This is a genomic window from Winogradskya consettensis (assembly GCF_018332715.1).
GTDB lineage: Bacteria > Actinomycetota > Actinomycetes > Mycobacteriales > Micromonosporaceae > Actinoplanes > Actinoplanes consettensis.
Genome location: NZ_BOQP01000042.1, coordinates 1 through 19,033, shown reverse-complemented (window position 1 = coordinate 19,033; position 19,033 = coordinate 1). Strand labels below are relative to the sequence as shown.

The following is a 19,033-nucleotide window of genomic DNA, read 5'->3' as shown; positions in this document are numbered from 1 at the left end:
AACCGGGCCGGGAAACACCACAATCAAGATCAAAAGGATCATGTCGTATCTGGTTGCATGGCACTGACCGCAGTTCCCACCGAGGCCGCGCCCGACCGGCCAAGGCGCCGAGGGCGCCAGAACAGCCGCCCGGCCGCTTCATCCTGAGTGAGTGGTGAAAACCTCAGACCAAGGTCAGAGCCGCGGGACCGGAGGGCGGTCCCAGCCGGTGGGTAGATCCGTGATGGCCTGCCAGGACGGGTCGGGCTCGAAGTCGGTCCAGGTGCCGTCGAACGGGAAATCGCCAGCTTCTATCTGCTTGATCACACGCAGGCCCTCGGCCCGCAGGGCGTCCTCGTCGTGCACCCAGTAGTGGTCGGGGACGGCGAGCCGCTCGGCGAGCTCGTCCTCGTCCTTCCACTCCCAGGTGCGATCCGGGCGCACCACGATGTCGAGGTCCTGGTCGATCACGTCGACGCCGGCCAGCTCACCGTCGTCCCAGCGCAGCGCCCGCTCCTCCAGGTTGACGTACCAGAACTTGAAGTGCTCCTGCTCGTCCTGAAAGAACCAGACTGAGTGGTCGGCGCCGGGCGGGATGAACTTGAGCAGCCCGGGGCCCTGCCAGACGGACGGGACGACCCGGACGGGCTGCGTCACCCACTCGGTGAACGGCATGTCACGGATGCCGCGCCCGTCCAGCGTCTCCTCCACGATCACCGTCGTGCCGCGGGTCAGCCACAGCAGCAGCCCCCGCTCGTCGTCCGAGACGACCCGGCAGGGCCGCACCGAGGCGAGGCGCGGCCCGTCGATGTTGCGGTAGAGAAAGACCGTGCCCGGGGCGAGCATCAGTACGCGCGGGCCAGGATCGCCTGCAGCTCCGGCTCGTCGTCGGAGTCGGGCATGGTGCCGTCGACGCGGGTCAGGCACCGGACGGTGATCGCCTTGCCGTTGGCCTTCTTCTCGCCCTCGGTGCCGACCGACGCCCACGGCACCCGGGCCCAGCCGGTCTGCGCGGCGTCGATCGCCTCGTCCAGGGTCTTCACGTCGACCGTGTTGGCCTCGCGGAAGGACAACGCGTCGTCGTAGAGGCGCTGCTGGTCGGCCTTGAGCGCGGCCACGACGTCGTTGACGACCTCACCGAGCGCGATCGGCGACTTGGTGCCGTCGATCCGGCGTGCCACGACGGCGTTGCCGTTGGCCAGGTCGCGTGGGCCGACCTCGATGCGGATCGGGATGCCCTGCAGTTCGGCGTCGACTGCGCGGCGGCCGAAGGGGATGTCGGCACGGTCGTCGAGCTTTACGCGTACACCTGCTGATTTGAGCTCGTCACGCAGCTTGACCGCCGCCTCGGTGACGCCCTCGCCGGCCTTGACCACCATGACCTGGGCCTGGATCGGGGCGATGTTCGGCGGCAGCCGCAGGCCATTGTCGTCGCCGTGCACCATGATCAGCCCACCCATCATCCGGGTGGAGGTGCCCCACGACGTGGTCCAGGCGTGCTCGACGGCACCGGCCTGGGACGTGTAGGTGATATCGAACGCCTTGGCGAAATTCTGCCCGAGCTCGTGCGACGTGCCCATCTGCAGCGCCTTGGTGTCGCCCATCATGGCCTCGACGGTCATGGTGTTCGTCGCGCCGGCGAACCGCTCGCCCTTGGTCTTGCGGCCGGGCACGACCGGGATGGCCAGCATCTCGACCATGAACTCCTCGTAGACCGTCTTGTGGATCAGACGGGCGTACTCCCGGGCATTCTCCTCGCTGACGTGGGCCGTGTGGCCCTCCTGCCAGAGGAACTCGGTGGTGCGCAGGAACGTGCGGGGCCGCAGCTCCCAGCGCACGATGTTGGCCCACTGGTTCAGCAGCAGCGGCAGGTCACGGTAGGAGTCGACCCACTTGGCCATGAACTCGCCGATGACGGTCTCGCTGGTCGGGCGGACCACGAGGGGCTCGGCGAGCTGCTTGCCACCCGCGTGGGTGACCACGGCGAGCTCCGGCGAGAAGCCCTCCACATGCTCGGCCTCACGGCGCAGGTAGCTCTCCGGGATGAAGAGCGGGAAGTACGCGTTCTCCGCGCCGGCTTCCTTGATGCGGGCGTCCATGTCCGCCTGCATGTGCTCCCAGATGGCGTAACCGGCGGGCCGGATCACCATCGTGCCCCGCACCGGACCGTTGTCCGCCAGCCGAGCCTTGTTGATCAGGTCCTGGTACCAGCGGGGAAAGTCTTCCGACCGGGGGGTGAGCACGCGAGCCATGACCCAGCATCTTAGTCGCGTCCCGACTGCAACCCGGCCAGTGGGCTTCCCGTGTCCCTGTATGAAGGGCGGTGACCATGACCGAGGAGCGGGTGGACGCGTTCGACGCGTTCTACCGGGACACCTCACGGCGGCTGCTGCGCTATGCGTACGGGCTGACGGGAGACCCGGCCGAGGCGCAGGACCTCGTCCAGGAGGCGTACGCCCGGGCATGGCAGCGCTGGCGCAAGTTGCCGGGCTACGACGACCCGGAGGCGTGGCTGCGGCTGGTGGTCAACCGGCTGTCGACGGACCGGTGGCGACGGCTGCGCGTACGCCGTGCCCACAGCGCCGCCGCCGCACCCCTGCCACCGGCCGACCCACCGTCGGAGGACACCGTCGTGCTCGTCCGGGCCATGCGCACGCTCCCGGAGGCCCACCGCCACGCCCTGGCCCTGCGCTACCTGCTGGACCGCTCGGTGGCCGACATCGCCGCCGAGACGGGTGTCCCGGAGGGCACGGTCAAATCCTGGCTGTCCCGCGGCCGGGCGGCGCTCGCCACCGCGCTCAACCTGGACCCGGCACCCGAACCCGTCCGGTCAACCGAGCCGTCACCCCCGGGAGGAGCCCGCAATGTCCACTGACCTCGACGAGATCTTCGCTGCTCTCACCCACCAGGCCGACGGGGTCCCGCTGGGCCCGCCGGTCGCCGCCCGCCGCCGCGGCGACCAGATCCGCCGCACCCGCTTCGCGGTCACCGCGGTGACCGTCGTGGTCTGTCTCGCCTTCGCGGGTACGAGCTTCGCGTGGCGCAACCACCACACCGCCCCCGCCGCGCCGACCTGGAGCCTCGCCGAGGTCGGCTCCCCCCGGCCCTTCGGCGTGCGGGTGACCTACGCCTCGACGGCCGTGTCCACGAAGGCCGTCTTCACGGCGTGGCGCGGGCTGGACGGCGTAGTCGGGGTCTCCGCGGCCGACCTGCACACCGGTGCGGCGACGTGGCTGCGGAAGAGCCTGGGAACGTTCGACAGGCTCACCGGCGTCGTCGCGCTGCCCGCGGCGGTACTGGTCAACGTCCGCGGCGAAAGGGGCAGCACAATGTACGTGCTCGACCCCGCCACGGGCAGGGAACGCTGGCATGTCCCGTACGCCGCCGCCGACGACCTCGTCTACTACAACGACCTCGTGGTCATCCAGTCGGCGGTGACCGGCGAGACCCGCGCCCTGGCCTGGTCCGACGGGACGACCCGCTGGACCCTGCCTGCCGCGGCGGACCGGGCACAGCGGACCCTCGGCATGCACGTGCGCTCCGACGAGATGTCCCTGACGTTCACCGACCGCACCCTCATCCAGATCACCCGCTCCGGCAAGGTCGAATACCGCGACGCCGGCACCGGCACGCTCCGGGGCACAGCCGCAGCCGTCGTGCCGGCGGGGACCCCGGTCGCGTACGAGGGAATCGTCTTCGTCCCCGGAACCGGCTTCACCCCGGGCACGACGCAGATCGTGCGGACCGAACCGGCCGACCCGCAGCCCCGCCCCATCTACGAATCGTTGCCCAACCACCACATCGATGCGATCGCCCCGTGCGGCGACCGGCTCTGCCTCACCGTGACGCCACCCGACCGCAGCGCCGTCCTCACGACGATCGGCCCCGGCTTCGGCAGCACGGACTGGCAGACCCCGGCCACCCCCGACGCGACGCTCGTGCGGACGCTCGGCGACCGTATCCTGGTCACCGGCCCGGCCGAGAGCATCCTCTACACAACGGACGGCAGGAAGATCACGGCGGCCGCCCACATGTCCTGGATCGACAAGGACTCGCTGCTGGCCCTCCCCGGCCCCGAGGGCGGGGAAATAGTCAGGATCTCGGCCCTCACCGGCGCCCGCCAGGTCCTCGGCACGATGGCCCCGGCGGACAATGCCTGCGCTTGGACCACGGACCGTCTGGCCTGCCCCGACGAGACCGCCCTGCGCATCTTCTCGCTCGCTTAGGCCGCGCCCTGCCTAGCGGACGACCCGGCCCTTCAGGACGATCCGCTCGGGGGCACGAACCACGCGGAGGTCACTCCGGGGATCCTCCGGATAGACGACCAGGTCGGCGAGGCCACCCTCGACCAGTCCGGGGAAGCCCAGCCACTCCCGGGCCCGCCAGGACGCCGACGCCAGCACCTCCTCCGCGGGGATGCCCGCCTCGTGGAGCAGCAACATCTCCTCGGCGGCGAGCCCGTGCCGGATGCTGCCGCCCGCGTCGGTGCCGACGAAGATGGGTACGCCGGCCTCGTACGCAGCGGCGACCACGGCCGGGAACCCGTCGCGAAGGGCGAGCATGTGGTCGGCGTACCCGGGGAACTTGGGTCGGGCCTGGTCTGCGATCTTGCCGAACGTCCTGATGTTGATCATCGTCGGCACCAGCGCGGTCCCCCGCCGTGCCATCTCGTCGATCAGGTCGAGCGACAACCCGGTGCCATGCTCCACGGAGTCGACACCCGCGCGAACCATCAGCGCGACACCCTCCTCGGAGAACGTGTGCACGGCCGCCCGCGCTCCGGCGGCATGCGCGGCCTCGACCGCGGCGGTCATCGTGGCGGCATCCCACGAGGGCGCCAGATCCCCCACGCCCCGGTCGATCCAGTCCCCCACCAGCTTGACCCACCCGGTCCCGGCCTTCGCCTGCGCAGCCACGGTCTCAGCAACCTGCCCGGCCGCCACCTCGACCCCGATGTCCCGCAGATATCGCCGCGGCGGAGCCACATGCCGCCCCGCGCGCACCAGCCGGGGAATCTCCGGCTCGTCATCCAGCTCCGGGTACGGATACGGCGACCCCGCGTCCCGCAACGCGAGCACTCCCGCATCACGGTCCTGATAGGCCAGCCCCCGCGCCTCATCGACACTCTCGATGGGCGAAGCGCCGTACCGGATCCCCAGGTGACAGTGCGCATCCACCAGCCCCGGCACCACCCACCCGCCGGTGCTCACGGTCTCGGCATCCCGGACCGGCTCGAACGTCACCCGATCCCCGACCATCCAGAGATCCCGAACCTCACCGTCCGGCAGAACGACCCCACGCACATGCAAAGCCATGCGTAAGTCCTACCCGATCCCCGCCAACCGCGCCCGCCGCTGAGCCGTCAACGCCGGAAGGTCGAGCGTCACCGGCCACGGCCACTCGAGGTCGACGCGGCCTACCCGGGGTGAACTGGACCAACACTCCCCGTCCGAGCCGGGAATGTGCTCGGTGAACGTCATGCGCTCACGGAGCGGGTCGATCACCCAGCGCCGGGGGGAGCCTTTGAAGGCGCAGTTCTCGCCGATCGATCCCGGCGACAGGATCGTGACCGCCAGCAGGACGTCATTCAGCGGTTCGCGCACGACCACGACGTCAGGACGTAGCTCGTTGCGGTGATCCACTGCAACCGACAGGTCAGGAACCACACAAACGTCATCAGGCTGGCTCGCCTCGAGAGCGGTAACCAGCCTGACGCGAACCCAGAGACGAAAGACTTCGGCGCGACCCAGGTCGTCACGGTAACGCAGAGCGGCAGCCATCGATCCCCCTAAGGATGCGGACTGCCGCTCACGTTACTAGCTATGAGACTACCTGTCACCCAGCAAGAGCTACTTCTTGTCGTCGTCGCGCTTGGGGTTGCTGAGTTTGTTGAAGTCGAGCTTGGGGAGCTTGAAGCCCGGCGGGAGGCCGGGGGCGCCGCCGAGGGCGTTGGGGTCCATGCCCGGGGGGAGCTGGGGCATGCCGCCCGGGAAGCCGGCCGGCATGCCGCCGCCGACGCGGGGGCGGTTGCCGCCCTTGGTGCCCTTGCGCTTGTTCTTGGGGCTCTTGGTGGCCTTGCGGCGGTTGCCGCCGGGGAGGCCCATCATGCCGCTCATCTGCTTCATCATTTTCTGGGCTTCGACGAAGCGGTTGAGGAGCTGGTTGACATCCATGACCTGGACGCCGGAGCCGCGGGCGATGCGGGCGCGGCGGGAGCCGTTGATGATTTTGGGGTTGGTGCGCTCGCCGGGGGTCATGGAGCGGATGATGGCGGTGACCCGGTCGAAGTGGCTGTCGTCGAGCTCGGCGAGCTGGTCCTTCATCTGGCCCATGCCGGGCATCATGCCGAGGATGTTGGCGATGGGGCCCATGCGGCGGACGGCGATGAGCTGGTCGAGGAAGTCCTCCAGGGTGAAGCTTTCGCCACCCATGAGCTTGGAGGTCATCTTTTCTTTCTGATCCTCGTCGAAGGCCTGTTCGGCCTGTTCGATGAGGGTCAGGACGTCGCCCATGCCGAGGATGCGGCTGGCCATCCGGTCGGGGTGGAAGACGTCGAAGTCCTCGAGCTTCTCGCCGGTGGAGGCGAAGAGGATGGGCTGGCCGGTGACGTGGCGGACCGAGAGGGCCGCACCGCCGCGGGCGTCGCCGTCGAGCTTGGAGAGGACGACGCCGGTGATGCCGACGCCGTCGCGGAAGGCTTCGGCGGTGCTGACGGCGTCCTGGCCGACCATGGCGTCGATGACGAAGATGACCTCGTCGGGGTCGACGGCGTCGCGGATGTCGCGGGCCTGCTGCATCATCTCGGCGTCGATGCCGAGGCGGCCGGCGGTGTCGACGATGACGATGTCTTTGGCGGTGCGCTTGGCGTGCTCGATAGAGTCCTTGGCGACCTGGACCGGGTCGCCGACGCCGTTGCCGGGTGACGGGGCGTAGACGTCGACGCCGGCCCGGCCCGCGAGGACCTGGAGCTGGTTGACCGCGTTGGGGCGCTGGAGGTCGGCGGCGACCAGCAGGGGCTGGTGGCCCTGGCCCTTGAGCCAGCGGGACAGCTTGCCGGCGAGCGTGGTCTTACCGGAGCCCTGGAGGCCGGCCAGCATGATCACGGTCGGGGGGTTCTTGGCGAACTGCAGGCGGCGCCCCTCGCCACCGAGGATGGTGATGAGCTCCTCGTGGACGATCTTGATGATCTGCTGGGCGGGGTTGAGCGCCTCGGAGACCTCGGAGCCGCGGGCGCGCTCCTTGAGGTTGGCGATGAACTGCTTGACCACGGGCAGCGCGACATCAGCCTCGAGCAGAGCGAGACGGATCTCGCGCGCGGTGGCGTCGATGTCGGCGTCGGTGAGCCGGCCCTTGCCCCGGAGCTTGGTGAAGATGCCGGAGAGGCGGTCACTCAAGTTGTCAAACACGGCACAACTTCCCGTTGGTCGAAAGGGAGGAGAGGCCCAAGCCTAGCCGCCCGCCGCCGGGCTCACCGGTTCCGCATCCGGTACGTCTTCTTCGCGGCCTCGATCCGGTACTGGGTGCGGGTTCCGGGGGCGAGCCCCTTCTTCGCCTTGCCGTAGAGGTAGATGCCGCCGCCGACCACGATCGCGCCCACGATCAGGTACGCGAGGGCGCCCACGAGCCAGTGCAGGACCGACACGGCGATCCAGCCCACCACGATCACCCCGGCGACCATCGCCACCACGTACGCAACTGCCTTACCCATGGGGAGTCCTCCAAGAAGTCAGGCCTCCACCATCCTCCCCCGGCGCAAGCCCCCGCATCAGGGACGCACCCGTAGGGGTGGGCAGGCCGCGGTTCCGCCGTCATGAAGACCGTAAATCGCGTATACCGCATGTAACGGGTGAAAACCGCATAGCACAGATGTCCGGAAAGACGCCATTGACCGCAACCAACCGGGTGACCGCGACGTTGAGGCACAGGAACCCCGGGCGGCTGAGCCGATCAGCCCCGACGACATCCGGCGGAAGGACGAACTCGTGCCCTTGCGGCGGATCCTACGAATGGCACCCTGGCAGGTCCGGTCACGCATCCTGGCCGGCGTGCAGCGCCGGGTGCTGCCCCGGGTCTCCGAGGACCAGCGGCTCGGCATGGCCCGGCGGATCGTGTCGCTGTCACACCCGCCCCGGCTGCCGCTCATGCGCACGGCCGAGGCCGCCGTCACCATGCGGGTCCGCACCGGCCGGGGCTGGGTGACCGCCCGGCGTGACCCGGCGGCGAGCCCGGCGGGCGTACGCCGGGACAACCTCGACAGGGTCGTCGCCGCCCTCGACGAAGCGGGCATCGACTGGTTCCGCATCCCCGCCAAGTCCCTGCGCACCACCGCCGTCGCGGTGCTCGTGACCGACCGCGCGGCCACGATCCGCCTGCTGGAGGCGCTCACCACCGGCACCGGCCTGATGGACGTCGTGAAGCCGCGCAAGGCCAAGAACCGCAAGACGGCCGAGGTGCTGCGGGTGTGCTGGCCGGTGACCGACCCGAACGGCAGCCTGGTGCTGGCCACGGACGTGGGCTGCGAGATCGAGTTCTGGGCGGAGCGCGACGGTGTCCTGGCCGGCCCGCGTCCCAACCCGATCGCCGACGTGATCGCGCTGGACGAGCCGGTGGTGCACGCGAGCGAGTCCGCGTTCGGGCCGTTCAGCTCGCCGCACGACGTCTCGGCGTACCGGACGAAACAGATCTTCACCATGCCGGGCCCGGACCGGATCGCCTTCCCGATCGATGTGGTCTACACCTGGGTCGACGGCAGCGACCCGTCCTGGCAGGCCCGCAAGGCCGCGGCCCAGGGTACGAACGCCTGGCTCGACACCGGCAGCCGCCTGGCCCACAACAGCGCCCGCTACACCTCCCGCGACGAACTGCGCTACTCCCTGCGTTCGCTGCACTGCTTCGCGCCCTGGGTCAACCACATCTACCTGGTCACGGACGATCAGGTGCCGGACTGGCTGGACACCGCGCAGCCGGGGCTGACCCTGGTGAGCCATCGGGAGATCTTCGGTGACACCGGGCGGCTGCCGACGTTCAACTCGCAGGCCATCGAGTCACGCCTGCATCGCATCCCGGGTCTCAGCGAGCACTTCCTCTACCTCAACGACGACGTGTTCCTGGGCCGGCCGCTGAGCCCGGACCTGTTCTTCACGCCGGGCGGGCTGACCCGGTTCTTCCCGTCGAGCGCGCAGGTCGACTCGGCGCCGCGGCGGCCCGACGACCCGCCCGCGGACTCGGCCGGAAAGAACAACCGCGAGCTGATCCGTACGGCGTTCGGCCGCGTCCTGACCCGCAAGATGATGCACACTCCGCACCCGTCGCGGCTGAGCATCATCACCGAGATCGAGCAGCGGTTCACGGAGTACGTGACCGCGACCGCCGGGCATCAGTTCCGCCACCCCGAGGACATCGCGCTGCTCTCGTCGCTGCAGCAGTACTACGCGTACCTCACGGGACGCGCGGCGCCGGGGACGGTCGCCTACATGTACGCCGACCTGGCCAACCCGGCGACCCCGTTCAAGCTCGCCCGGCTGCTGCGCCACCGCGACCTCGACACGTTCTGCCTGAACGACACGGACTCCGACGAGGCGGTGGCCGTCGAGCAGGCGGCCCTGCTCGGCGAGTTCCTGCCGGCCTATCTGCCGTTCGCCTCCCCGTACGAGCGGGACGCCGGTCCCCCGGTCCGCCCGCAGGCCGACCGTCGCGCGGAGATCCCGAGCCAGAGCGGCGGCCAGGCCCCCACCAACACGCCCGTCGCCTGACGGGGATCCGCAGAAGGAGATCTCGCTCGTGAGCTTCGACGTCGCCATCCTCGGCCTCGGCTACGTGGGGCTGCCCCTGGCCCAGCAGGCCGCCCGGGCCGGTCTGTCCGTGCTCGGCTTCGACGTGAACGCGGCGGTGGTCGAGGCGCTCGACGCCGGCCGCTCCCATGTGGACGACCTGTCCGACACCGACATCGCCGAGATGCTGACCCGCGGGTTCGGCGCCACCACGGACGAGCGGCTGATCGCCACGGCGGCGGTCGCGGTGATCTGCGTACCGACGCCGTTGTCCGAGGGTGACGGCCCGGACCTGCGCGCGGTGATCGGCGCCACCGAGGCGGTCGGGCGCAACCTGCGGCCCGGCATGCTGGTCGTGCTCGAGTCAACGACCTACCCGGGCACGACCGACGACGTGGTGCGCCCGCTGCTGGAGCAGTTGTCCGGCCTGACCGCGGGGGTCGACTTCCACCTGGCGTTCTCGCCCGAGCGGATCGACCCCGGCAACGAGACGTGGGGTGCGCACAACACCCCGAAGGTGGTCGGTGGCACCACGCCGGCGTGCACCGACCGGGTCGCCGAGTTCTACGGACGGTTCGTCGAGACGGTCGTACGCACCCGTGGCACCCGGGAGGCGGAGACCTCGAAGCTGCTGGAGAACACGTACCGGCACGTCAACATCGCGCTGGTCAACGAGATGGCCCGGTTCTGCCACGAGCTCGACATCGATCTCTGGGACGTCATCCACGCCGCGTCGACCAAGCCCTTCGGCTTCCAGGCGTTCTACCCGGGTCCGGGCGTGGGCGGGCACTGCATCCCGATCGACCCCAACTACCTGAGCCACAACGTACGCAGCAAGCTCGGCTACCCGTTCCGCTTCGTCGAGCTGGCCCAGGAGATCAACGCCACGATGCCGGCGTACGTAGCCCGGCGCGCCCAGAACCTCCTCAACGCCGACGGCCAGGCGCTGCACGGCGCCCGGGTGCTGCTCCTCGGTGTCACGTACAAGCCGAACATCGCCGATCAGCGCGAGTCGCCGGCCACCCCGCTCGCCCGGCACCTGGCCTCGCTGGGTGCGGTGCTGACGTACCACGACCCGCACGTACGCGAGTGGAGCGTCCCGCGCACCGACGACCTCGAAGGCGCCGCGGCCGCCGCCGACCTGGTGATCCTGGTCCAGCAGCACCGCGAGTACGACGCGGATCACCTGGCGAGCATCTCGAAGCGCTTCTTCGACACGCGGGGTGTCACCACCAGCCGGGAGGCGCACCGGCTGTGATCGAGACGAGCACCGCGACCCGGCCCCGGACCGGCCTCACCGTCGCCACGAAGACGCCGCCCTCGAGGCATCGTCGCGACATCGAGGGGTTACGCGCGGTCGCGGTGCTCCTCGTGGTCGCGTACCACTGTGATCTGTCGTTCTTCTCCGGCGGTTATGTCGGGGTCGACGTCTTCTTCGTCATCTCCGGCTTCCTGATCACCGGGTTGCTGCTGCGGGAGGCGGACCGGACCGGCCGGATCTCCATCCCGCGGTTCTACGCCCGGCGCGCCCTGCGGCTGCTGCCCGCCTCGGCGGTCGTCGTCGTGGCCACGGTGATCGCGTCCGCGCTGTGGCTGCCGCCGCTGCGACTGGCGAGCATCGTGTCGGACGCCCTGCACACCAGCGTGTACGCGATGAACTGGCGGCTCGCGGCGGTCGGCACGGACTATCTGAACGCCGATGCCGACCCCTCGCCGTTGCAGCACTTCTGGTCGCTGGCGGTGGAGGAGCAGTTCTACCTGCTCTGGCCGCTGCTGATCATCGCGTTCAGGGCGAAACGCGCGCAGGCCGGCGTACTCATCGCATTGACTGTGGTTTCGCTCGGTCTCTCGCTGTGGCAGACGCGGGCGAACGCAGGCTGGGCGTATTTCGGCGCGCACACCCGGGCGTGGGAGCTGGGCGTGGGCGCCTTGCTCGCGGTCTTCGCGCTACGGCTCCCGCGGTGGTGCGTGCCGGCCGGTCTGCTCGCGGTCGCTGCCTCCGCACTCGTCTTCACGGCACAGACCCCCTTCCCCGGGTACGCCGCCCTGCTCCCGGTTCTCGGCACGGCAGCGGTCATCGCCGGCGGCACGGGGAATCCGGCGGGGATCCTGGGCCACCCCGCGTTGCAGGGGATCGGGCGGCTGTCGTACTCCTGGTATCTCTGGCACTGGCCGACGTTGATGATCGCCCCCGCGATGCTCGGCCGCCCGCTCGCCGGCTGGGAGAACGTGCTGGTCGCGCTGGGCGCACTCGTCCTGGCCATGTTCACGTACGCCCTCGTCGAGAACCCCGCCCGCCACCTGACCGGCCTGCGGAACAACCCGTGGCGCGGGATCGCCGCCGGGCTGGCGATCTCGCTGCTCTGCGCCGGGCTCTGCGTCGCGGTCCGCGTCACGGCGGACCGGGCCCGGGGCGTCAGCACGTACCAGGCGAGCGCCCTCGACGACTCGACGGATCTCGGCCGGGACATCGCCGCGAGCGTCGCCATGCCCGCCGTCCCGGCCAACCTCACCCCGGCGCTCGAGCGGGTCGCCGAGGATCTGCCGCACTTCTACCAGGAGGGCTGCTCGGGCACGTTCTCCGACGCCGAGGTGAAGAAGCCCTGTGCGTACGGCGATCTGACGTCCCCGACCACCGTCGTGCTCTTCGGTGACTCCCATGCCGGCATGTGGTTCCCGGCGCTGGAGAAAGCGGCCCTGGAACGGCACTGGAAGCTCGTGATCGTCACCAAGAGCGCGTGCACGGCAGCCGACGGCATGATCTTCTCCCCGCAGCTGAAACGGGAGTTCACGGAGTGCGTGGAGTGGCGCAGAAGTGCCTGGGAGTACGTCCGTTCGCTGCACCCGGCGAAGATCCTGCTGTCGTCGACCTATCCCAGCAATGAGCTACTCGATGTGCCCGGCACGCAGGACGAGGCCTGGGTGAGCGCCTGGCAGCGTTCGGTGCAGGCGCTGTCCGCCCCCGGCACCGAGGTCTACTTCATGACCGACACGCCGTGGCAGGCCGGGCCTGTTCCGGAGTGCCTGTCCGCGCACATGAACTCCCCCGCCGCGTGCGGACGCAGCCCGGAGATCGCGCTGGCGCTGCCCGACCGGCGGCAGCTGGTCGCCGAGGCGGTCCGCGAGGCCGGCGCGGTCGTCATCGACCCGGTCAAGTGGTTCTGCACGCCGGCCTTCTGCCCGGTGATCGTCGGCAACGTGCTGGTCTACCGCGACCAGCACCACATCACGACGGCTTACAGCGAGCTGCTCGCCCCTCAACTCGGGGCGGCACTCGCAGCATCCTGAAAAAGCACCTCATCGAAGGGCCCGGCGCAGTTTCAAAGCCGCCGGGCCCTTCTTTGCACCATGTCCGCAACCGGGTGGGAAACCGTCCCGCAACCGGCCTGCGGCAGGCACCCGATCGGCAACTCAGCACTCACGCCAAGGCACCCGAACGGGCATCAGCGACTCCTGGAACGGCCCGAATGGAATGGCGTAACGGCGAACAAGCGCCGCTGCGGAGTTCTCCGAAAGGTCGTGACCCGTGCAGAAGAACCAGACCCTGGTCCGTCGCCTCGCCACCCTTGCTCTGATCCCCGTCGCCGCGTTCATCGGCCTGGCCCTCGCCGCTGCTCCCGCCGAGGCCGCGCCGGTCTCCACCGCCACCCTGCAGACGCAGATCGTGAAGCTGTCCAACACGCAGCGCGTCAAGGCCGGCTGCAAGGCGCTGAAGGTCAACACCAACCTGCTGCGCGCCGCCCGCGGCCACAGCAAGTACATGGCCACCAGCGGCTCGTTCAGCCACACCGGCGCCCGCAACTCCACGTTCGTCACCCGCGCCAAGAACGCCGGTTACACCGCCGCCCGCAGCGAGAACATCGCGTACGGCTACCGCAGCGCCGCCGAGGTCGTCAACGCGTGGATGAAGTCGCCGGGCCACCGTGCCAACCTGCTCGACTGTGGTGCCAAGACGTTCGCCGTCGGCGTCATCTACGCGTCGAACGGCAACCCGTACTACACCCAGGACTTCGGTAGCCGCTGATCTTTCCCCTCCCCCGTGACCGGCCGGCATGCCCCCGCATGCCGGCCGGTCCTTTTCTGCTACACGGAGACTTTCGCCCCGCTGCGGGAGTACGACAACACGGCGTGCCGGCCGATCAGGTGCGGCTCCGAGACGAGCCCGGTGATGTTCTCCGTCCAGCGCCGCACCGCGTCCTGCTCGTCGGCGCGGTTCGCGTCGTCGAGCACGATCGTGGCGGTCGGGGCGAGCTTGCTCTCCATCGCGTGCAGTGCCGGGAACCGTGCGTCCGGGCCGGTCGCCGCGGGCGGGCCGTCGATCACCAGCAGGTCGACGTCGCGGACGTCCTTGAGCTGTTCCCGGTCGTACCACTGGTACGCGCGCCCGTCGAGCAGCAGCTCGGTCAGCGGAGCGGTCCGCACCTCGACCACCGCGCCGAGCCCGTGCGCCTCGAGCATCGTCCGCGTCCTGGCGGCGTAGTCCTCATCGTGGTCGAGCGAGATCAGCCGGCCGCCGATCTTCTCGAGGGCGTAGCCGAGCCACACCGACGACGTACCGCTGCCCAGCTCGACCACCAGCTGCGGCTGATGCAGCCGGACGATGTGCAGCAGCTCCAGCAGGTCCGTCGGGTTGAGCGCGAAGTCACCGGACGACGGCATCGGCGCCCGCGGCGTGAACTCCTGGAACAGCTGGAACATCGCCTCGAACTCGCGGCTCTGCGAACGCAGCAGCAGATCGTGGCCGTGCCCGTTCTGCCGCAGCCCCCGCGTGATGGTCCGGCTCAGGTCCTGATGCCGGTCCCCCGCGGTCAGCCGCTCCTTCTCCACGGTCGCCACGACCCGGCGCTGCATCTGCTCCACGACCGTGCGCAGGTCACGGTTCGCGGCCTGGTTGGCGCGGTGCATCCCGCCCATCCAGCGCGAAAGGTGCAGGATGCCGAGGAGCACACCGAGGAGCAGGGCGGCCACGAGGGACACGGCGAGTCCCTGATGGCCCGTCCCCGCCGCCGTCCAGATGCCCGCTACGAGCACGACGACCAGCATGAGAACCACCACCTGCGGACGGGTCAGGCTCTGCAGCCGTACCGTCAGCCGACCGCCGAACCGGGTCAGGCTGCTCATTCTTCAAGACCTCCGAGGTGCGCTGATTCAACACGACGCCTAACGGCGCCGACCACCCGCCCGTTACGCGTGGGTGGGTTCGGGTGTGCGCTGCGCGGGTGCTGACGTACGCGGCGCGTGCACCAGCCCCGCGATCCGATCGACGAAGAGCTGCGGGTGGTACGCCTTGGTGATCACGGCCCGCGCCCGTCGGCTCTGCTCCGCGAAGAGCACCCGGTCCTTGGTGTAACGCCTGATCAGCCCGTCGACCTCGTTCGGCGCACAGTAGACGGCCGCGTCCCCGAAGACCGCGGCGTGCCGCTCCTGGGTCAGCACCACGCACCCCTGCCCGGCCGCCTCCAGCGCGGGACGCGAGAACGTCTCGATCGCTTGCGGATGCGGGAAGTGCAGGTAGAAGTCGAGCTGGTGCAGGAAGGTGCGCAGGTCCAGGTCCGTGGCCTCGTAGACCAGGTGGGAGCGGGGACCGTTCAGGACCATGTCGGTACGCGGCCAGTCCGGCAGCCGCACCCGCACGTCCGCCGCGCCCAGCTCGTCGTAGACGTAGAGCGCCTCCCGGGTGTCCCGCGGCCACACGCCCTGATCGCACAGGTCGGTGCCGACCACCGGCAGACCCGGCCCGGCACCGGTGCGGACCGCCGTCCAGCGCTCGGTGCCGATGACGGTCGGCAGGTCGTACGGCGTCAACTCCACCGCCGGCTTGTACGCGCGCAGCACCGCCCGGATCTCCGGGTCCTGCGGGCACCACACCGGTTGCACCCCGAACAGCCGGGCGGCGACGCGCGTGCAGTCCGCCACGTCGTAGCGGTTGTCGAGGTTGTCGAGGCGTACCGGAGCCTGATCAGCGACCACCAGCATCTGCCGTGGCCGGAGCAGATAGTCGTCACCCTCGGCGAACTGGAGCACCGCGGCGTGCCGCACGATCAGCAGCGCCGTCTCCACGGCCTCGGCCGGCAGCACCTGCGTGATCCGGCCGTCGTTGACCATCGCCTGGATCTGCGAGTTCAGCGGATACCGCCGCCGGGCCATCGGGCGCAGCGACTCGATGTGCAGCACGGCGACACGCAGACCCCGGTCGACCAGCGTCTGGATCTCCTCGATCGCCGACAGTTGCGGGCCCTGCAGGAAACGCCAGTCGCCGGCGAGCACGACGTCGTACTCGGGGCGGGCGGGGGCTTCGCCGCGGGCGTACCGAAGATGATCGGGTGCCGCGAACTGGCGCTCGCCACCCTCGCGTGGCAGGTACGGCTTGGCCCCCTGGGAGGCGATCCGGCCGTGCCATTGCTGATAAGCCGACGAGTACGCCACCCGCGCCGGATGCATCCAGTAGGCGCGGATCTCGGAGCGGGACAACGAGCCGTACGACAGCCGGATCAGCGCGAGCGGCTCGGTGTCGAGGTGCCGCACCGCTCGCTCGCCGAAGACCGCGCGCATCCGTCCGATGTACTCGGAGTCGGCGGCCTTGCGTACCTGGTCGAAGTAGCCGATCCGGTCCATCACCTGCGAGCGGCGGAACACCAGCGACGACGGGTTGAACCGGCCCCGCCGCACGGCCGGGCGGGTCAGCACGAGGTCGTCGGTGACGCCGAGCCCGTCGCTGGTCGTGGCCACGATGCGGGTGTCGTCCAGCATCGGGCGCACCTGCAGCTCGAGCCGGCGCGGATGGGACCAGTCGTCGGAGTCCTGGAACGCGACGAACTCGCCCTCGGCGGCGTCCAGCCCGGCGTTGCGGGCCGCGTACGTTCCCTGGTTGCGAAGCTGTTTGACCAGGTGGATCCGCGGTCCGAGGGTCATCGCGCGGCGCAGCACCTCGTCGAACTCCGGCGGTGACGCGTCGTCCACGATGATGATCTCGACGTTGCGCCAGGACTGCGCGAGGATCGAGCGCACCGCGGTGATCAGACCCTCACCCGGGTGGTACGCCGTGACGACCACCGAGACGCGTTGCGGCTCCTCCACCGGCGCGGCCTCGGCGGCGACGGTCAGCCGGTCGAACGCGGGCAGCCCGAGCACCGGCTGCGGGCCCTCGGCGGGTTCCAGCGCCGGGTAGGGCTTCGGCATGAGCCGCTGGAAGGCCGCCAGCCAGGGCGCGACCGGCTTCGCCCCACCTTCGAGGAACGGATTGACCACGTCGATCTCGAGGTCACTGCGCACTGCCGGACTTATTGATCGGTACGCCGTGAGCAGCTCGCGAGCTGCTTCCGCGCCCCGCCACGAGAACGTGAGCTCGGCGTGCAGACCCTGGTGCGAGCCGGGTACGCCGTTCGCGCCGAGGCTCGCTCGCATCAGTTCGTAGATGGCCAGGGCGTCCGTACGGTCCCCGGGCAGCATGTCCTGAAGCGCGAGCGTCTGGGCGAGCCCGGCCACCACCGAGGGCCGGACGCCCCCGGCGATCCCCTTGAACCAGCGCACGTCCTTGTTACGCGCGGCAATGATCAACTGTTCGTACGTCGCCCCGGACCCCCGCAGCGCCGTGTACGCGATGAGCCGTCGCATCTCCAGCGACCGGAGCCGGACCGCGGTGGCCGGCATAGCCCGCTGAACGTGGTACCGGGCGACCCTCAGGTAGTCGTCGAGCAGACCTGCTGGTTCCCCCATGGTGCAACTGACCTCTTCGCTCCGGCCGCTATGTCGCTATAGGCAACGCCCCTGCTCGTGGCGAGGTGACGTGGAACCGGTCGCATCTTCATGGAAGCGCTCCCATTGTGCATCGACGTTCATCGTTCTAACGTGTTACCACCCCGTTACAAAAGGAGATGGGCATGAAGAGACGACTAGCCACCCTGGCCGCAGCGGCGCTCGCAGCCGTCGCTTCCGTCCTGTTCGTGGTGAATCCGGCCTACGCCGCCGCCGGCCTGCACGTCAGCGGCACGAACATCGTCGAGGCGAACGGCCAGCCATTCATCATGCGCGGTATCAACCACGCCCACACCTGGTACACCAACCAGACCTCGTCGTTCGCCAACATCAAGGCCACCGGCGCCAACACCGTCCGCGTCGTCCTCAGCGGCGGCCGCTGGACCGCCAACACGGCCACCGACGTGGCGAACGTCATCACCCTCTGCAAGACCAACAAGCTCATCTGCGTCCTCGAGAACCACGACACCACCGGGTACGGCGAGGACAGCGCGGCGTACACCCTCGACCAGGCCGCGAACTACTGGATCGGCCTCAAGAGCGTGCTGGTCGGCCAGGAGGACTACATCGCCATCAACATCGGCAACGAGCCGATCGGCAACACCAACCCGTCCCAGTGGACAGCGGCAACCACCGCCGCGATCCAGAAGATGCGCACCAACGGCTTCCAGCACCTGCTCATGATCGACGCCCCCAACTGGGGCCAGGACTGGAACTACGTCATGCGTGACAACGGCCAGACCATCCTCGACGCCGACACCCAGCACAACACCGTGCTCTCGATCCACATGTACGCCGTCTTCAACACCGCCGCCTCGATCGTCTCCTACCTGGACACGTTCAAGGCCAAAGGCTGGCCGCTGGTCATCGGCGAATTCGGCTGGCAGTTCGCCTCCGGTGAGGTCGACGACCAGACCCTCATGGCCGAGGCCGACGCCCGCGGGCTCGGATACATCGGCTGGTCCTGGGCCGGCAACACCGACCCGATCCTCGACATGACCGTCAACTTCGACCCCACCCAGCTCACCACCTGGGGTCAGCGCATCATCAACGGCCCGCACGGCATCAAGGCCACCGCCAAGCAGGCCACGATCTACGGCACGTCGCCCACCACTCCCCCCACGACGACACCGCCCACGACCACGCCGCCCACCACCACGCCGCCCACCACCACGCCGCCGCCGGCTGGGGTCAGCTGCACCCCGGCGTACTCGATCACCGGGCAGTGGCAGGGCGGGTTCCAGGGCGAGGTCAAGGTCACGGCGGGCAGCACGGCCATCAAGACCTGGACTGTCACCATGACGTATGCCAATGGGCAGAGCGTGTCCCAAGCCTGGAATGCAACCGTGTCCTCAAGTGGGTCTGCGGTTACCGCTCGCAACGTCAGCTACAACGGTGCCCTTGCTGCTGGCGCTTCCACGACGTTCGGGTTCCTTGGGTCGTGGAGCGGGACCAATGGCGTTCCTGCTCTGACCTGTGCTGGGACTGCATAGGCTTTCTTGCGCTGGGACGGGTGAGGGCCGGGATGG

General features: G+C 69.5%; 15 protein-coding genes. 7 read left to right on the top strand and 8 right to left on the bottom strand.

All coding sequences use genetic code 11. The features are described from left to right. Positions 1-174 precede the first annotated feature (174 nt). Positions 175-828 (bottom strand): ribonuclease FAU-1 family protein, encoded by a 654-nt coding sequence (locus Aco04nite_RS34530; RefSeq protein ID WP_213001515.1) that lies wholly within the window; start codon positions 826-828, stop codon positions 175-177. Continuing rightward, a complete protein-coding gene (gene proS, locus Aco04nite_RS34525; RefSeq protein WP_213001446.1) occupies positions 825-2,231 on the bottom strand; it encodes a proline--tRNA ligase in 1,407 nt (468 codons plus the stop codon). Before proS ends, Aco04nite_RS34530 begins: the two co-directional genes overlap by 4 nt. Positions 2,232-2,308: 77 nt before the next feature. On the opposite strand from proS, the gene Aco04nite_RS34520 reads away from it, so the two are divergent. Further along, complete coding sequence (locus Aco04nite_RS34520) at positions 2,309-2,854, top strand: RNA polymerase sigma factor (RefSeq protein WP_213001445.1); 546 nt, start codon at positions 2,309-2,311, stop codon at positions 2,852-2,854. Further along, positions 2,844-4,205, top strand: coding sequence for an outer membrane protein assembly factor BamB family protein (locus Aco04nite_RS34515; protein WP_213001444.1), 1,362 nt, complete (start codon positions 2,844-2,846; stop codon positions 4,203-4,205). Before Aco04nite_RS34520 ends, Aco04nite_RS34515 begins: the two co-directional genes overlap by 11 nt. Before the next feature lie 12 nt (positions 4,206-4,217). On the opposite strand, the gene Aco04nite_RS34510 is transcribed toward Aco04nite_RS34515, so the two are convergent. The 4 genes from Aco04nite_RS34510 to Aco04nite_RS34495 form a co-directional block, all read right to left on the bottom strand. Continuing rightward, complete coding sequence (locus Aco04nite_RS34510; RefSeq protein ID WP_213001443.1) at positions 4,218-5,294, bottom strand: amidohydrolase family protein; 1,077 nt, start codon at positions 5,292-5,294, stop codon at positions 4,218-4,220. Positions 5,295-5,303: 9 nt separating this feature from the next. Next, positions 5,304-5,582, bottom strand: coding sequence for a hypothetical protein (locus Aco04nite_RS34505; protein ID WP_213001442.1), 279 nt, complete (start codon positions 5,580-5,582; stop codon positions 5,304-5,306). A gap of 246 nt (positions 5,583-5,828) precedes the next feature. Next, entirely contained in the window at positions 5,829-7,385 is a 1,557-nt protein-coding gene (gene ffh, locus Aco04nite_RS34500) for a signal recognition particle protein (RefSeq protein WP_213001441.1), read from the bottom strand. Positions 7,386-7,447: 62 nt separating this feature from the next. Next, entirely contained in the window at positions 7,448-7,687 is a 240-nt protein-coding gene (locus tag Aco04nite_RS34495) for a hypothetical protein (protein ID WP_203838599.1), read from the bottom strand. 298 nt (positions 7,688-7,985) lie between these two features. Here Aco04nite_RS34495 and Aco04nite_RS34490 point away from each other — a divergent pair, with 298 nt between their 5' ends. The 4 genes from Aco04nite_RS34490 (at position 7,986) to Aco04nite_RS34475 (ending at position 13,773) form a co-directional block, all read left to right on the top strand. Beyond that, on the top strand, positions 7,986-9,731 hold the full coding sequence (locus Aco04nite_RS34490; RefSeq protein ID WP_213001440.1) for a stealth family protein: 1,746 nt from the start codon (positions 7,986-7,988) through the stop codon (positions 9,729-9,731). 28 nt (positions 9,732-9,759) lie between these two features. Further along, complete coding sequence (locus Aco04nite_RS34485) at positions 9,760-11,007, top strand: nucleotide sugar dehydrogenase (RefSeq protein WP_213001439.1); 1,248 nt, start codon at positions 9,760-9,762, stop codon at positions 11,005-11,007. Then, positions 11,004-13,037 carry an acyltransferase family protein gene (locus tag Aco04nite_RS34480; protein ID WP_213001438.1) on the top strand — a complete coding sequence of 678 codons (2,034 nt, stop codon included), beginning with the start codon at positions 11,004-11,006 and terminating at the stop codon, positions 13,035-13,037. Before Aco04nite_RS34485 ends, Aco04nite_RS34480 begins: the two co-directional genes overlap by 4 nt. A gap of 238 nt (positions 13,038-13,275) precedes the next feature. Then, a complete protein-coding gene (locus Aco04nite_RS34475; protein ID WP_244876502.1) occupies positions 13,276-13,773 on the top strand; it encodes a CAP domain-containing protein in 498 nt (165 codons plus the stop codon). 59 nt (positions 13,774-13,832) lie between these two features. On the opposite strand, the gene Aco04nite_RS34470 is transcribed toward Aco04nite_RS34475, so the two are convergent. Both Aco04nite_RS34470 and Aco04nite_RS34465 read right to left on the bottom strand, forming a co-directional pair. Further along, on the bottom strand, positions 13,833-14,870 hold the full coding sequence (locus Aco04nite_RS34470) for an O-methyltransferase (protein WP_213001437.1): 1,038 nt from the start codon (positions 14,868-14,870) through the stop codon (positions 13,833-13,835). Between the two features lie 63 nt (positions 14,871-14,933). After that, positions 14,934-17,465 (bottom strand): glycosyltransferase family A protein, encoded by a 2,532-nt coding sequence (locus Aco04nite_RS34465; protein ID WP_213001436.1) that lies wholly within the window; start codon positions 17,463-17,465, stop codon positions 14,934-14,936. Positions 17,466-17,629: 164 nt separating this feature from the next. On the opposite strand from Aco04nite_RS34465, the gene Aco04nite_RS34460 reads away from it, so the two are divergent. Next, positions 17,630-18,997 carry a cellulase family glycosylhydrolase gene (locus Aco04nite_RS34460; RefSeq protein ID WP_213001435.1) on the top strand — a complete coding sequence of 456 codons (1,368 nt, stop codon included), beginning with the start codon at positions 17,630-17,632 and terminating at the stop codon, positions 18,995-18,997. Positions 18,998-19,033 lie beyond the last annotated feature (36 nt).

Coding starts and splice junctions, on each gene's coding strand:
- proS (WP_213001446.1), bottom strand. CDS start 2,231: ATGGCTCGCGTGCTCACCCCCCGGTCGGAAGACTTTCCCCGCTGGTAC.
- Aco04nite_RS34520 (WP_213001445.1), top strand. CDS start 2,309: ATGACCGAGGAGCGGGTGGACGCGTTCGACGCGTTCTACCGGGACACC.
- Aco04nite_RS34515 (WP_213001444.1), top strand. CDS start 2,844: ATGTCCACTGACCTCGACGAGATCTTCGCTGCTCTCACCCACCAGGCC.
- Aco04nite_RS34510 (WP_213001443.1), bottom strand. CDS start 5,294: ATGGCTTTGCATGTGCGTGGGGTCGTTCTGCCGGACGGTGAGGTTCGG.
- Aco04nite_RS34495 (WP_203838599.1), bottom strand. CDS start 7,687: ATGGGTAAGGCAGTTGCGTACGTGGTGGCGATGGTCGCCGGGGTGATC.
- Aco04nite_RS34490 (WP_213001440.1), top strand. CDS start 7,986: ATGGCACCCTGGCAGGTCCGGTCACGCATCCTGGCCGGCGTGCAGCGC.
- Aco04nite_RS34470 (WP_213001437.1), bottom strand. CDS start 14,870: ATGAGCAGCCTGACCCGGTTCGGCGGTCGGCTGACGGTACGGCTGCAG.
- Aco04nite_RS34465 (WP_213001436.1), bottom strand. CDS start 17,465: ATGGGGGAACCAGCAGGTCTGCTCGACGACTACCTGAGGGTCGCCCGG.
- Aco04nite_RS34460 (WP_213001435.1), top strand. CDS start 17,630: ATGAAGAGACGACTAGCCACCCTGGCCGCAGCGGCGCTCGCAGCCGTC.